Below are 13,194 nucleotides of genomic sequence, written 5' to 3'. Positions count from 1 at the left end.
GAACGTTTGCGTCGCCGTCCTGAAGAAATGTCATTCAGAAGGAAATGGCAGGACAAAACACCAGAAAGATAATGAACGGTAGCGCGTTAATCAGAATGGTTGCACAAATGTGACAGAAGTCACTAAATTGCACCAGGTGAAAAAATATTTGCGAGGGAGCCGGTTGGCTCCCTGCAGACAGACTATTTTACGATGGTTTTCACACCGTCAGCCGTGCCGATCAGCGCCACGTCGGCGCCGCGATTGGCGAACAGCCCTACGGTCACGACGCCAGGAATGCCGTTAATCGCGTTTTCCAGCGCGATAGCATCGAGAATTTCCAGGCCGTGCACGTCAAGGATCACGTTGCCGTTATCGGTCACCACGCCCTGACGGTATTCCGGACGACCGCCCAGCTTGACCAACTGGCGTGCAACGGCGCTGCGCGCCATCGGAATGACTTCAACCGGCAGTGGGAATTTGCCCAGAATATCGACCTGCTTGGAGGCATCGGCGATGCAGATAAATTTATCGGCCACCGAAGCGATGATCTTCTCACGGGTCAGCGCCGCGCCGCCGCCTTTGATCATCTGCATGTGACCGTTGATCTCATCCGCGCCGTCAACGTAGATCCCCAGGCGATCGACGCTGTTGAGATCGAAGACGGTGATCCCGAGGCTTTTCAGCTTCTCGGTGGAGGCATCGGAGCTGGAGACCGCCCCTTCGATCTGCCCTTTCATGGTGCCCAGCGCGTCAATAAAATGGGCCGCCGTCGAGCCGGTGCCAACGCCCACAATGGTCCCTGGCTGTACGTATTGCAGCGCTGCCCAACCTACCGCTTTTTTCAGTTCATCCTGCGTCATAATCATGGTCCGAGATGTGAATGCCTGTGGCGCATTATAGAACATCGACAGTGGAAATGTCCCTGCGATGCAGATCACACAACAGAGCAGACCAATTTCGTCTGTATCAAATAAAAATTTATGTCATAGTGCGAGATAACGATTAGTTATGGGGGCACGCCAGAATAATGAAACGACCGGACTACAGGACACTACAAGCGCTGGACGCGGTGATTAGAGAACGAGGATTTGAGCGCGCCGCGCAGAAGCTATGTATTACCCAGTCCGCCGTCTCACAGCGAATCAAGCAGCTGGAAAATATGTTCGGCCAGCCGCTGCTGGTACGTACCGTGCCGCCGCGCCCAACCGAGCAAGGACAAAAATTGCTGGCTCTGTTGCGCCAGGTTGAACTGCTGGAAGAGGAGTGGCTGGGCGACGAGCAGACTGGCTCCACGCCGCTGTTGCTGTCGCTGGCGGTGAACGCCGACAGTCTGGCGACCTGGCTGCTGCCGGCGCTGGCTAATGTGCTGTCGGACTCCCCTATTCGTCTCAACCTGCAGGTGGAAGATGAAACCCGCACCCAGGAGCGCCTGCGCCGTGGCGAAGTGGTCGGCGCGGTAAGTATCCAGCCGCAGGCGCTGCCAAGCTGCCTGGTGGATCAGCTCGGCGCGCTCGATTACCTGTTTGTCGCCTCAAAAGAGTTTGCGCAACGCTACTTCCCGAACGGCGTAACGCGTTCGGCGCTGCTGAAAGCGCCGGTCGTCGCCTTCGACCATCTGGACGATATGCATCAGGCCTTTCTGCAGCAAAACTTCGACCTGCCGCCGGGCAGCGTCCCCTGCCATATCGTCAACTCGTCGGAAGCCTTCGTCCAGCTGGCGCGCCAGGGCACTACCTGCTGTATGATCCCGCATCTGCAGATCGAAAAAGAGCTCAACAGCGGCGAGCTTATCGATCTCACTCCCGGCCTGTTTCAGCGCCGTATGCTCTACTGGCACCGCTTTGCCCCGGAAAGCCGCATGATGCGGCGGGTGACCGATGCGCTCATCGACTACGGTCACAAGGTGCTGCGTCAGGATTAAACCGCGGGCATAAAAAAAGCCACTTCGCTGAAGTGGCTTTTTTGTTTCTATCGCTTACTGGGCCGGTTTCGGCGCTTCAGCCGGTTTCGCCGGTGCCGCGGCCTGCGCCGGCTGCAGTTCAAACACGACGTCGACCTGGTCGTCAAACTGGATAGTCGCCTGCTCGTAGGTTTCCTGGGCGGAAACCGGCGCAGCGTCAGCGGCCTTCATCATGCGAACCATCGGGCTCGGCTGATAATTAGAGACATGGTAGCGCACGCTGTACACCGGCCCCAGCTTGCTGTGGAAACCTGCGGCCAGCTCCTGCGCCTGGTGCACGGCGTCGTCGATCGCCGCTTTACGCGCTTTATCTTTGTAGGCGTCCGGTTGCGCAACGCCCAGCGAGACGGAGCGAATTTCGTTCAGACCGGCTTTCAGGGCGCCATCCAGCAGACCGTTGAGTTTATCCAGCTGGCGCAAGGTCACTTCGACGGTGCGCACCGCGCGATAGCCTTTCAGAATGCTTTTCCCGTTCTGATAGTCGTAATCAGGTTGGGTACGCAGATTCGCCGAGTTGATGTCTTTTTTCGCAATTCCGCTCTTTTCGAGGAAAGAGAGGTATTGCGCAACGCGATCGTCAGCCTGTTTTTTTGCCGATGCGGCATCTTTTGCCGCCACGTTCACTTCGATCGCCAGGGTAGCGATATCCGGAACCGCAGCAACGCTTGCTGTGCCTGAAGTCACAATGTGCGGACCGTCCGGCAATTCGCTTGCCTGTGCCGCCATCGTGCTAAATCCGAGTGTTGCCGCCAGGGCTAAGACTTTTAACTTCACTGTCGTTTCTCCATGTTACTTAAATCGCCCTTACGGGACGCATGCCAGCAAGCTTAGCGCGTACAGCAGGAAAGTCCATCGGACAACGCTTAGTTGAGCAACGCCTGGATATGGACGACGCCCTCTTTTGCCAGCTGAAACGCAATAAACCACATGACGGCGCCGACCACAATGTTAATGATCCGCTGGGCTCTGGCGGTACGCAGCCGCGGCGCCAGCCAGGCGGCCAACAGCGCCAGACCAAAGAACCACAGGAAAGAGGCGCTAATGGTTCCCAGCGCAAACCAGCGCTTCGGCTCCACCGCCAGCTGGCCTCCCAGGCTGCCCAGCACCACAAACGTATCCAGATAAACGTGCGGATTCAGCCAGGTGACCGCCAGCATAGTGATAATGATTTTCCAGCGCCCCTGCTGCATCGCCTCGGCGCTGGCGAGCTCAAGATTCTGACTGAACGCCGTCTTCAGCGCGCCAAACCCGTACCACAGTAAAAAGGCCACGCCGCCCCAGGTCACGAGCGCCAGTAGCCAGGGGGACTGCATCAGCAGCGCGCTGCCGCCAAAAATGCCGGCGCAGATCAGCAGCAAGTCGCTGACGGCGCACAGCAAGGCAATCATCAGGTGATACTGACGACGGATGCCCTGGTTCATCACGAAAGCATTTTGTGGGCCAAGCGGCAAAATCATTGCCGCTCCCAGGGCAAGGCCCTGAAAGTAATAGGTAAACATGAGGATTTTTCCGCTGTCTTCGAGAGTGGCGCTGACTATAACGCGAATAAATTATTAGCGGAAATTGAAAGTATTAATCATTAATAAGCGAAGCTAATAATGAGCCATTAAAAAAGGCCGGCATGGCCGGCCTGAGTCACTGAGTGGTGGTTTACTCGGCTTTTTCCGGCAGGCGCACCACATGAACATCCATCTGCGGATAAGGGAAGCTGATGCCATTGGCGTCAAATTCACGCTTGATGCGCTCGAGGATATCCCAGTAGACGTTTTGCAGATCGCTGCTTTTGCTCCACACGCGCACCACGAAGTTCACCGACGAGGCGCCGAGTTCGTTCAGGCGCACCGTCATTTCCCGATCGCGCAGAATACGATCGTCAGATTCGATAATCGAGGTCAGGAGCTGCTTCACCTTGTCGATATCGGCATCGTAAGAGACGCCGATAATAAACTCATTGCGGCGCGCCGGTTCGCGGGAGAAGTTAATGATGTTGCCGGCGATAATTTTGCCGTTCGGCACCACCACGATTTTGCCATCGACGGTGCGCAGGGTCGTGGAGAAAATCTGCACATTCTGTACGGTACCCGCAATGCCGCCGAGATCGACATATTCACCGGCGCGGAACGGGCGGAACATCACCAGCAGTACGCCAGCCGCGAGGTTAGACAGTGACCCCTGCAGCGCCAGACCGACGGCTAAACCCGCGGCGCCCAGCACCGCAATGACCGAGGCGGTCTGCACGCCCACGCGGCCCAGGGCGGCAATCAGCGTAAAGGCGATAACCGCATAGCGCACCAGCGCGGAGAGAAAATCGGCAACGGTGGCGTCAATTTTACGCGCCAGCATCAGGCGGTTGACGGTGTTAGAGACGACGCGCGCCACGATCATCCCGACGATCAGGATAGCGATAGCCGCGACGATGTTGACGGCATAGCTCAGCAGCAGCTCCTGGTTGCGTGCCAGCCACGTCCCGGCGTGGTTGATGCTATCGACAACGTTCAAATCTTCCATTTAACATTCCTTATGAATCCCCCAGGGGGAAGTAAATAACTCAGCCTGCGACAGGGCAGTCAGGTTATAGGGTAAACAATAAGTGCACGTTTTGCCAAATGGATCACAGTTTTCTGCCGCGCTATCCTGTTGTTAAGCTAATAAAAAAGCCCGCATTGCTGCGGGCTTCAGGGTAAGAAACAGATTTTTCTTACAGAACGTCGATCGCGTTCAGCTCTTTAAATGCCTGCTCCAGACGAGTCACCATGGAAGTCTGTGCAGCACGCAGCCATACGCGCGGATCGTAGTATTTCTTGTTCGGCTGGTCTTCGCCTTTCGGGTTGCCCAGCTGGCCCTGCAGGTAAGCTTCGTTAGTTTTGTAGTACTGCAGGATACCGTCCCAGGTTGCCCATTGGGTGTCGGTATCGATGTTCATTTTCACTACGCCGTAGCTAACGGAGTCTTTGATTTCCTGAGCGGAAGAACCGGAACCGCCGTGGAAGACGAAGTTCAGGCTGTTGTGCGGCAGGTTGTGTTTCTTGGAAACATATTCCTGAGAGTCGCGCAGGATAGTCGGGGTCAGAACGACGTTACCCGGTTTGTACACGCCGTGTACGTTACCGAAGGAAGCGGCGATGGTGAAGCGCGGGCTGATTTTGCTCAGCTCGGTGTACGCGTAATCCACGTCTTCCGGCTGGGTGTACAGGGCGGAAGCGTCCATGTGGCTGTTGTCCACGCCGTCTTCTTCGCCACCGGTGCAACCCAGTTCGATTTCCAGGGTCATGTCCATTTTGGCCATGCGCGCCAGGTATTTAGAGCAGATTTCGATGTTTTCGTGCAGAGACTCTTCAGACAGGTCGATCATGTGAGAAGAGAACAGCGGTTTGCCGGTAGCGGCGAAGTGTTTTTCACCCGCGTCCAGCAGGCCGTCGATCCACGGCAGCAGTTTCTTCGCGCAGTGGTCAGTGTGCAGGATAACCGGCACGCCGTAGTGCTCAGCCATCTGGTGCACGTGGTGCGCGCCAGAGATGGCGCCGAGGATAGCAGCACCCTGAGGAACGTCAGTTTTCACGCCTTTACCTGCGATGAACGCCGCGCCGCCGTTAGAGAACTGAACGATAACCGGAGAGCGAACTTTCGCAGCAGCTTCCAGAACGGCGTTGATGGAGTCAGTACCTACGCAGTTTACCGCCGGCAGTGCAAAGTTGTTTTCTTTCGCTACCTGGAACACTTTCTGAACGTCGTCGCCAGTGATGACGCCCGGTTTTACGAAATCAAAAATTTTAGACATGTTACTTAGTCCTGTATCTGTATCTTCGACCGTTGAAGAAGGTTCGCGAGCCCTTAAGCGCGCTGAAAAACAGGCGGGTTTCCCCGCCTGAACTGAATTACTGCTTAGCGCGCTCTTCGAGCATCGCTACTGCCGGCAGGACTTTGCCTTCGACGAATTCAAGGAACGCGCCGCCGCCAGTGGAGATGTAGGAAATTTTGTCAGCGATGCCGAACAGGTCGATCGCTGCCAGGGTGTCGCCGCCGCCGGCGATGGAGAAACCTTCGCTGTCCGCGATAGCGTTAGCCACGATTTCAGTCCCTTTACGGAAGTTCGGGAATTCGAATACGCCAACCGGGCCGTTCCACAGGATGGTTTTGGCGTTTTTCAGGATGTCAGCCAGTTTCTGTGCGGAAACGTCGCCGAGGTCCAGAATCTGCTCGTCATCTTTAATGTCGTTAACAGATTTCAGAGTCGCCGTTGCGGTTTCGGAGAACTCGGTCGCGACGCGAACGTCAGTCGGAACCGGGATATCGCAGGTGCTCAGCAGGCGCTTGGCTTCATCAACCAGATCCGCTTCGTACAGGGATTTACCGACGTTGTGGCCCTGAGCGGCAACGAAGGTGTTGGCGATACCGCCGCCGACGATCAGCTGGTCAGCGATTTTAGACAGGGAATCCAGCACGGTCAGTTTGGTGGATACTTTAGAACCACCGACGATAGCGACCATCGGACGAGCCGGCTCTTTCAGCGCTTTACCCAGCGCGTCCAGTTCAGCGGCCAGCAGCGGGCCTGCGCACGCCACGTCAGCAAATTTGCCGATACCGTGGGTGGAAGCCTGCGCGCGGTGCGCGGTACCGAAAGCGTCCATTACGAACACGTCGCACAGCGCGGCGTATTTTTTGGACAGCGCTTCGTCGTCTTTTTTCTCGCCTTTGTTGAAGCGAACGTTTTCCAGCACCACCAGCTCGCCGGCAGCGACTTCCACGCCGTCCAGGTAGTCTTTAACCAGACGTACCGGGCTGGACAGTTTGTCTTTCAGGTAATTAACAACCGGCAGCAGAGAGAATTCTTCGTTGTACTCGCCTTCGGTCGGACGACCCAGGTGAGAAGTAACCATGACTTTCGCGCCCTGCTTCAGCGCCAGTTCAATGGTCGGCAGAGAGGCACGGATACGTGCGTCGCTGGTTACTTTCCCGTCTTTAACTGGTACGTTCAGATCCGCACGGATAAAAACGCGTTTACCAGCCAGATCCAGATCGGTCATCTTAATTACAGACATGGTGAATCCTCTCGTTGATTCATAAAGTTTTGTCGACGTTTACGCGTCGAACCTGAAACCAATAGCCGCCATCGCTAACGTCGTGTCGAGCATTCGGTTAGCAAAGCCCCATTCGTTATCGCACCAGACCAGCGTTTTGATCAGATGCGCGCCACTGACCCGGGTTTGCGTGCCATCGACGATGGCGCTGTGCGGATCGTGGTTAAAATCTGTTGAGACCAACGGTAATTCCGTATAGTCAACTATACCATGAAATGCACCTTGTGCTGCTTTTTGCAGCAACTGGTTGACTTCACATGCTTTTACCGGTTTTTTGACCGTCACGCTCAGGTCAATTGCCGTCACGTTTATCGTCGGCACCCGCACGGCAATCGCTTCAAAACGGTCATTAAACTGCGGGAAAATACGGGTGATCCCTGCCGCCAGTTTGGTATCCACCGGAATGATCGACTGGCTGGCCGCGCGGGTACGCCGGAGATCCGGATGGTAGGCGTCAATCACCTGCTGGTCATGCATCGCCGAGTGAATGGTGGTGACGGTGCCGGACTCGATGCCATAGGCATCATCTAACAGTTTAATGATCGGAATAATGCAGTTGGTGGTGCAGGAGGCGTTGGAGACAATGCGATGCTCGGCGCGGAGTTCATCCTGATTGACGCCGTACACCACCGTCGCGTCGAGGTCGTTGCCGCCGGGATGGGAGAAGAGCACTTTCTTCGCCCCAGCCTGCAGGTGCGCCTCACCGTGTTCACGGCTCCCGTAAACGCCGGTGCAGTCGAGCACCACGTCTACCGCCAGCTCGCGCCAGGGCAGCGCCGCAATGGTCGGCTCGTGCAGCAGACGGATGGCATCATCGCCAACAAACAGCTGCTCGCGCTCCTGACGAACATCCCAGGCGAAACGGCCATGGCTGGTGTCATATTTCAACAAATGCGCGATGCCCGCAGCATCCGCCAGCTCATTGATAGCCACCACGGTGATTTCCGCACGGCGCCCGGATTCATATAGCGCACGAACCACGTTGCGTCCAATACGACCGAAGCCATTAATCGCGATGCGAATGGTCATAGATCTCCTGCAAGGCTGTCCCTGTTATGAGGTGGCTGACAGAGTAATCCAGCTACGCTCTGAGGGAAACCTTACCAGCTGCAAACTGCGACTGATTGATTAATTGTCGAACATTTAAACGACTGAAACGCTTCAGCTAGAATAAGCCAAACGAGGAATAAAAGGAATGTTTGTCCAGCGCAATAAACCAGCTATATGACTCACATCACATTTTCGCTGGAATAATTTACAACCGTATTACATGGTTCAGGAATAGCAGATACAAAAAAGCCGGGTGGCGAGGTAAAAGCAAAACGGTAACCCAGGGGTTACCGTTTTTGGCGTTTGCACCCTCTCCTGTGGGAGAGGGTTGGGGTGAGGGCATCAGCCCGCACCGTAACCGCAATTACAGCAGCGCTTTCGCTTTAGCGACCACGTTGTCGACGGTGAAGCCGAACTCTTCGAACAGCTGCTCAGCCGGCGCAGACTCACCGAAGGTGGTCATGCCAACGATCGCCCCGTTCAGGCCAACGTATTTGAACCAGTAATCAGCAATACCCGCTTCCACGGCAACGCGCGCGGTCACGGCTTTCGGCAGTACGGATTCACGGTAGGCCGCATCCTGCTTGTCGAACGCGTCGGTGGACGGCATGGAGACCACGCGCGCCTTCACGCCTTCGGCGGTCAGTTTGTCCCACGCGGCCACCGCCAGCTCCACTTCGGAACCGGTAGCGATGAAGATCAGCTCCGGCTGGCCGGCGCAATCTTTCAGCACGTAACCGCCGCGGGCCACGTTCGCCAGCTGCTCTTCGGTACGCTCCTGCTGCGCCAGGTTCTGACGGGAGAGGATCAGCGCGGTCGGACCGTCCTGACGCTCGACGCCATATTTCCACGCAATCGCGGATTCAACCTGGTCACACGGACGCCAGGTGGACATGTTCGGCGTTACGCGTAGAGAAGCCACCTGCTCTACCGGCTGGTGAGTCGGGCCATCTTCGCCCAGACCGATGGAGTCGTGGGTGTAGACCATCACCTGACGCTGTTTCATCAGCGCGGCCATACGTACCGCATTACGCGCGTATTCCACGAACATCAGGAAGGTGGAGGTGTACGGCAGGAAGCCGCCGTGCAGCGCGATGCCGTTGGCGATAGCGGTCATACCGAACTCACGCACGCCGTAGTGAATGTAGTTACCCGCGGTGTCTTCGTTGATCGGCTTAGAACCAGACCACAGGGTCAGGTTGGACGGCGCCAGGTCAGCGGAACCGCCGAGGAATTCCGGCAGCAGCGGACCGAAAGCTTCGATGGCGTTCTGAGAGGCTTTACGGCTGGCGATTTTCGCCGGGTTGGCCTGCAGCTTCGCGATGAACTCGTTGGCTTTCGCGTCGAAGTCAGACGGCATCTCGCCTTTCATACGACGGGTGAATTCGGCTGCTTCCTGCGGGAAGGCTTTGGCGTAGGCAGCGAACTTCTCATTCCATGCCGCTTCTTTCGCCTGACCGGCTTCTTTGGCATCCCACTGCGCATAGATGTCAGACGGGATGTCAAACGGCGCGTGGTTCCAGCCCAGCGCTTCGCGGGTCAGGGCGATTTCGGCGTCGCCCAGCGGCGCGCCGTGGGAGTCGTGGGTACCGGCTTTGTTCGGCGAACCGAAGCCGATGATGGTTTTGCACATCAGCAGGGACGGTTTGTCGGTGACCGCGCGCGCTTCTTCTACTGCGCGTTTGATGGCGTCAGCGTCGTGACCGTCAACGCCGCGCACCACGTGCCAGCCGTAGGCTTCAAAGCGTTTGGCGGTATCGTCGGTGAACCAGCCTTCAACGTGGCCGTCGATGGAGATGCCGTTGTCATCATAGAAGGCCACCAGTTTGCCCAGCTTCAGGGTACCGGCCAGGGAGCACACTTCGTGAGAAATGCCTTCCATCATGCAGCCGTCGCCCATGAAGGCGTAGGTGTAGTGGTCGACGATGTCGTGGCCCGGACGGTTGAACTGCGCCGCCAGGGTTTTCTCGGCGATAGCCATCCCGACCGCGTTAGCGATACCCTGGCCCAGCGGACCGGTGGTGGTTTCCACGCCCGCGGTGTAGCCGACTTCCGGGTGACCCGGGGTTTTAGAGTGCAGCTGGCGGAAGTTTTTCAGCTCTTCAATCGGCAGATCGTAGCCAGTGAGGTGCAGCAGGCTGTAAATCAGCATCGAACCATGGCCATTGGACAGTACAAAACGGTCACGGTCAGCCCAGGCCGGATTGTTCGGGTTATGGTTCAGGAAATCACGCCACAGCACTTCGGCAATGTCAGCCATACCCATCGGGGCACCCGGGTGGCCGGATTTGGCTTTCTGTACAGCGTCCATGCTCAGCGCACGAATAGCGTTAGCAAGCTCTTTACGTGAGGACATTTTGACTCCAGTTCGGACTGTTGAAGGCCATGCCCTTAACGACTTGACGAGAGCGCGTTTTGGGCTACGCCGGAAAAAAGTGTGAACAATGTAACCCAAGCGACAAGTCATGTACATGGAGCATCCTTTTGCCCTTTAAGAAATCTCTGGAACAGGTTGTGCTACGCCGGAATCCGCTCGCCCGCATCCTGCGATACTCTTTATAATTTACGCAGAATACGGTTCCCTGCCGTCGCCGTATTGTCGGATAAACAACCATAAGATTGTGGAAGATAAAAAATGAAAATTCGCTCAACCGTACTTGCTCTTGGGATCGCAGCAACGCTCACCGGATGTCAGAACATGGACTCCAACGGTCTGCTCAGCTCAGGGGCCGAAGCCTTCCAGGCATACTCCCTCAGCGACGCGCAGGTGAAAACCTTAAGCGACCAGGCCTGTAAAGAGATGGACGCCAAAGCGAAAATCGCCCCGGCCAGCAGTGAATACAGCCAGCGGCTGAACAAAATCGCGGCCGCGCTGGGCGATAACATCAATGGTCAGCCCGTGAACTACAAGGTCTATGAGACCAAGGATGTCAACGCCTTCGCCATGGCTAACGGCTGCATCCGCGTCTACAGCGGGCTGATGGATCTGATGAACGATAATGAAGTCGAGGCGGTGATCGGCCATGAAATGGGCCACGTCGCGCTGGGCCATGTGAAGAAAGGCATGCAGGTCGCCCTGGGCACCAACGCCGTGCGCGCGGCGGCGGCCTCCGCCGGCGGCATCGTCGGCAGCTTGTCCCAGTCGCAGCTCGGCGATCTGGGTGAAAAACTGGTGAACTCGCAGTTCTCCCAGCGCCAGGAATCGGAAGCGGATGACTACTCTTACGACCTGCTGCGTAAGCGCGGCATCAATCCGTCGGGACTGGCCACCAGCTTCGAGAAACTGGCCAAGCTGGAAGCCGGCCGTCAGAGCTCGATGTTTGACGATCACCCGGCCTCAGAAGCGCGCGCCCAGCATATTCGCGATCGCATGAAGGCCGACGGGATTAAATAATCGCCAGCGGGAGGCATGACTGCCTCCCTTTTATATCTACCAGTAAAAATATTTAGCCGCATCAATTGATAACTTAAGCGCACAAACCGTTAATTATTATTTCACCTCGTCGCAGCCAATTATTTTATATGCTGTTACTCAGCAAAATATTATTTGGCAAATGAAAAACGGCGTACACAATCCGCCTTTCAGAAGCGGGGTAGACCAAATATTAAATAGTCCACCCCTCTTCGCCAAACCTGGCCGGCGTTGGCCACACCGCTTGTTTCCTGCCGATACCATTGCTCACACAATGATTGCTTTTGACATTATTTCAGGAGAATATCGCGATTGCAGTGATTCCCTTGAATATATCGACAGACAGAGAAGTGCCCTCAGTGAAAAAAGAATTATCATTCATCGCACTTGGCATTATTGCCGCCGCGCCGGCTTTCGCCAGCCAACAATCTACCAGCCAGGGCTTTATTGAAGACAACCATCTGGATCTCTTTTTACGTAACGCGTATATCAAACGCGATTATCGCGATGGGCTGCCGGATAAAGCCGAATGGGGCCAGGGAATTATCGCCACCTTCGAATCCGGCTTTACCGAGGGGCCGGTCGGCTTCGGCGTGGACGGCATCGCCCAGTACGCCGTGCGCCTCGACGGCGGCCGCGGCCGCAGCGGCGCGGGCGGGATCGACTTTTTCGCCCAGGATGACGACGGCCGGGCAAAATCCGACCTCGCGAAATTCGGCGCCACCGGCAAAATGCGCTTTTCGAATACCGTGCTCAGCTACGGCAGTCAGCGCCCGATGCTGCCCATCGTCTACGCCGATGATTCACGTCTGCTGTACGAGAGCTATACCGGCACCATGCTGACCTCACGCGAAATCGACGGTCTGGAAATTAACGCCGGCTACCTGACCGATCAGCAGCGTAAAAGCGACGACAGCCATAACAGCGGTCTGAAAAGCCTGTCCTTCGGCGGCGCCAGCTACCGGTTCAACGACCAGCTCAGCGGCGCGCTGTATGCGTCGCATGTCGAAGATGTGCTGAACAAACAGTATCTCGGCCTGAACTATCAGCAGCCGTTCGCCGCCAACCAACAGCTGGTTCTCGACTTCAACGGCTATCACTCACGCCTGGATCAGCAATATGCCGATGCCAATGACACCGGACGCAGCAACAGTATCTGGAGCCTGGCCGCCAGCTACATCTGGGATATCCATACCTTTAAGGTCGCTTACCAGCAAAGCAGCGGCAGCACCGGCTACCACTACGGCGGCTACCAGAACCAGGGCGGCGTCGGCGATGGCGGGAACACCATCTGGCTGGCCAACTCCTACTGGTCTGATTTTAACGGCGAAGATGAACGCTCCTGGCAGGCATCGTATGGACTGGATTTTGCCGGGCTGGGGCTACCGGGGCTGACCTGGACCACCGCCTACGTGCGCGGGGATAACATTAAAACGTCAGAGACCAGCAACGGCAAAGAACATGAATGGTTCAACCAGGTTCAATACCAGGTGCAAAACGGGGCGGCGAAAGATTTGAAATTCAGGCTTCGCTATTCGGTACTGCGGGTTTCCAGCAACGCCAGCGACTATAACGTCAGCGGTAATGAAGTGCGGTTCTACGTCGAATATCCATTTAACGTGTTTTAAGCACGTGATGAACCCTCTCCTGCGGGTCGGCCCTCTCCCGGCCCGCAGGAGCAACCGTCCGGCGCCTTGATTAACCCCCTGTGC

General features: G+C 56.4%; 11 protein-coding genes. 3 read left to right on the top strand and 8 right to left on the bottom strand.

Annotated elements, in window-relative coordinates:
• Window positions 1–182: 182 nt before the first annotated feature.
• On the bottom strand, window positions 183–842 hold the full coding sequence (rpiA, locus tag ABLV52_RS16080) for a ribose-5-phosphate isomerase RpiA (RefSeq protein ID WP_002916495.1): 660 nt from the start codon (window positions 840–842) through the stop codon (window positions 183–185).
• A gap of 167 nt (window positions 843–1,009) precedes the next feature.
• On the opposite strand from rpiA, the gene argP reads away from it, so the two are divergent.
• Entirely contained in the window at window positions 1,010–1,903 is an 894-nt protein-coding gene (gene argP / locus ABLV52_RS16075) for a DNA-binding transcriptional regulator ArgP (RefSeq protein ID WP_002916497.1), read from the top strand.
• A 54-nt stretch (window positions 1,904–1,957) separates the two neighbouring features.
• Here argP and ABLV52_RS16070 read toward each other — a convergent pair whose 3' ends face one another.
• From ABLV52_RS16070 to tkt, 7 genes are all read right to left on the bottom strand, one after another.
• Window positions 1,958–2,716, bottom strand: a complete 759-nt coding sequence (locus ABLV52_RS16070; protein WP_023290983.1) for an oxidative stress defense protein — start codon at window positions 2,714–2,716, stop codon at window positions 1,958–1,960.
• Window positions 2,717–2,805: 89 nt separating this feature from the next.
• A complete protein-coding gene (argO, locus tag ABLV52_RS16065; RefSeq protein WP_101991994.1) occupies window positions 2,806–3,441 on the bottom strand; it encodes an arginine exporter ArgO in 636 nt (211 codons plus the stop codon).
• A 151-nt stretch (window positions 3,442–3,592) separates the two neighbouring features.
• A complete protein-coding gene (locus ABLV52_RS16060) occupies window positions 3,593–4,450 on the bottom strand; it encodes a small-conductance mechanosensitive channel MscS (protein ID WP_023290985.1) in 858 nt (285 codons plus the stop codon).
• 190 nt (window positions 4,451–4,640) lie between these two features.
• Window positions 4,641–5,720 carry a class II fructose-bisphosphate aldolase gene (gene fbaA, locus ABLV52_RS16055; RefSeq protein WP_008806452.1) on the bottom strand — a complete coding sequence of 360 codons (1,080 nt, stop codon included), beginning with the start codon at window positions 5,718–5,720 and terminating at the stop codon, window positions 4,641–4,643.
• A gap of 97 nt (window positions 5,721–5,817) precedes the next feature.
• Complete coding sequence (gene pgk, locus ABLV52_RS16050; protein WP_023290986.1) at window positions 5,818–6,981, bottom strand: phosphoglycerate kinase; 1,164 nt, start codon at window positions 6,979–6,981, stop codon at window positions 5,818–5,820.
• Between the two features lie 39 nt (window positions 6,982–7,020).
• Window positions 7,021–8,049 (bottom strand): erythrose-4-phosphate dehydrogenase, encoded by a 1,029-nt coding sequence (epd, locus tag ABLV52_RS16045; protein ID WP_004205289.1) that lies wholly within the window; start codon window positions 8,047–8,049, stop codon window positions 7,021–7,023.
• A 385-nt stretch (window positions 8,050–8,434) separates the two neighbouring features.
• Window positions 8,435–10,426, bottom strand: a complete 1,992-nt coding sequence (gene tkt, locus ABLV52_RS16040) for a transketolase (protein WP_023290987.1) — start codon at window positions 10,424–10,426, stop codon at window positions 8,435–8,437.
• 279 nt (window positions 10,427–10,705) lie between these two features.
• Here tkt and ABLV52_RS16035 point away from each other — a divergent pair, with 279 nt between their 5' ends.
• Window positions 10,706–11,464, top strand: coding sequence for a M48 family metallopeptidase (locus ABLV52_RS16035; RefSeq protein ID WP_017899781.1), 759 nt, complete (start codon window positions 10,706–10,708; stop codon window positions 11,462–11,464).
• A gap of 377 nt (window positions 11,465–11,841) precedes the next feature.
• A complete protein-coding gene (locus tag ABLV52_RS16030; protein ID WP_348890598.1) occupies window positions 11,842–13,110 on the top strand; it encodes an OprD family outer membrane porin in 1,269 nt (422 codons plus the stop codon).
• Window positions 13,111–13,194: the final 84 nt, after the last annotated feature.

This window comes from Klebsiella sp. GB_Kp056 (assembly GCF_040064755.1).
GTDB classification, from domain to species: Bacteria; Pseudomonadota; Gammaproteobacteria; order Enterobacterales; family Enterobacteriaceae; genus Klebsiella; species Klebsiella quasipneumoniae.
This window is presented reverse-complemented; position numbering and strand designations above follow the sequence as displayed.

Excerpts from the sequence above, each read along its gene's own strand:
- rpiA (WP_002916495.1), bottom strand. The coding sequence starts at position 842 with ATGACGCAGGATGAACTGAAAAAAGCGGTAGGTTGGGCAGCGCTGCAA.
- ABLV52_RS16035 (WP_017899781.1), top strand. The coding sequence starts at position 10,706 with ATGAAAATTCGCTCAACCGTACTTGCTCTTGGGATCGCAGCAACGCTC.
- epd (WP_004205289.1), bottom strand. The coding sequence starts at position 8,049 with ATGACCATTCGCATCGCGATTAATGGCTTCGGTCGTATTGGACGCAAC.
- argO (WP_101991994.1), bottom strand. The coding sequence starts at position 3,441 with ATGTTTACCTATTACTTTCAGGGCCTTGCCCTGGGAGCGGCAATGATT.
- ABLV52_RS16060 (WP_023290985.1), bottom strand. The coding sequence starts at position 4,450 with ATGGAAGATTTGAACGTTGTCGATAGCATCAACCACGCCGGGACGTGG.
- fbaA (WP_008806452.1), bottom strand. The coding sequence starts at position 5,720 with ATGTCTAAAATTTTTGATTTCGTAAAACCGGGCGTCATCACTGGCGAC.
- tkt (WP_023290987.1), bottom strand. The coding sequence starts at position 10,426 with ATGTCCTCACGTAAAGAGCTTGCTAACGCTATTCGTGCGCTGAGCATG.
- argP (WP_002916497.1), top strand. The coding sequence starts at position 1,010 with ATGAAACGACCGGACTACAGGACACTACAAGCGCTGGACGCGGTGATT.
- pgk (WP_023290986.1), bottom strand. The coding sequence starts at position 6,981 with ATGTCTGTAATTAAGATGACCGATCTGGATCTGGCTGGTAAACGCGTT.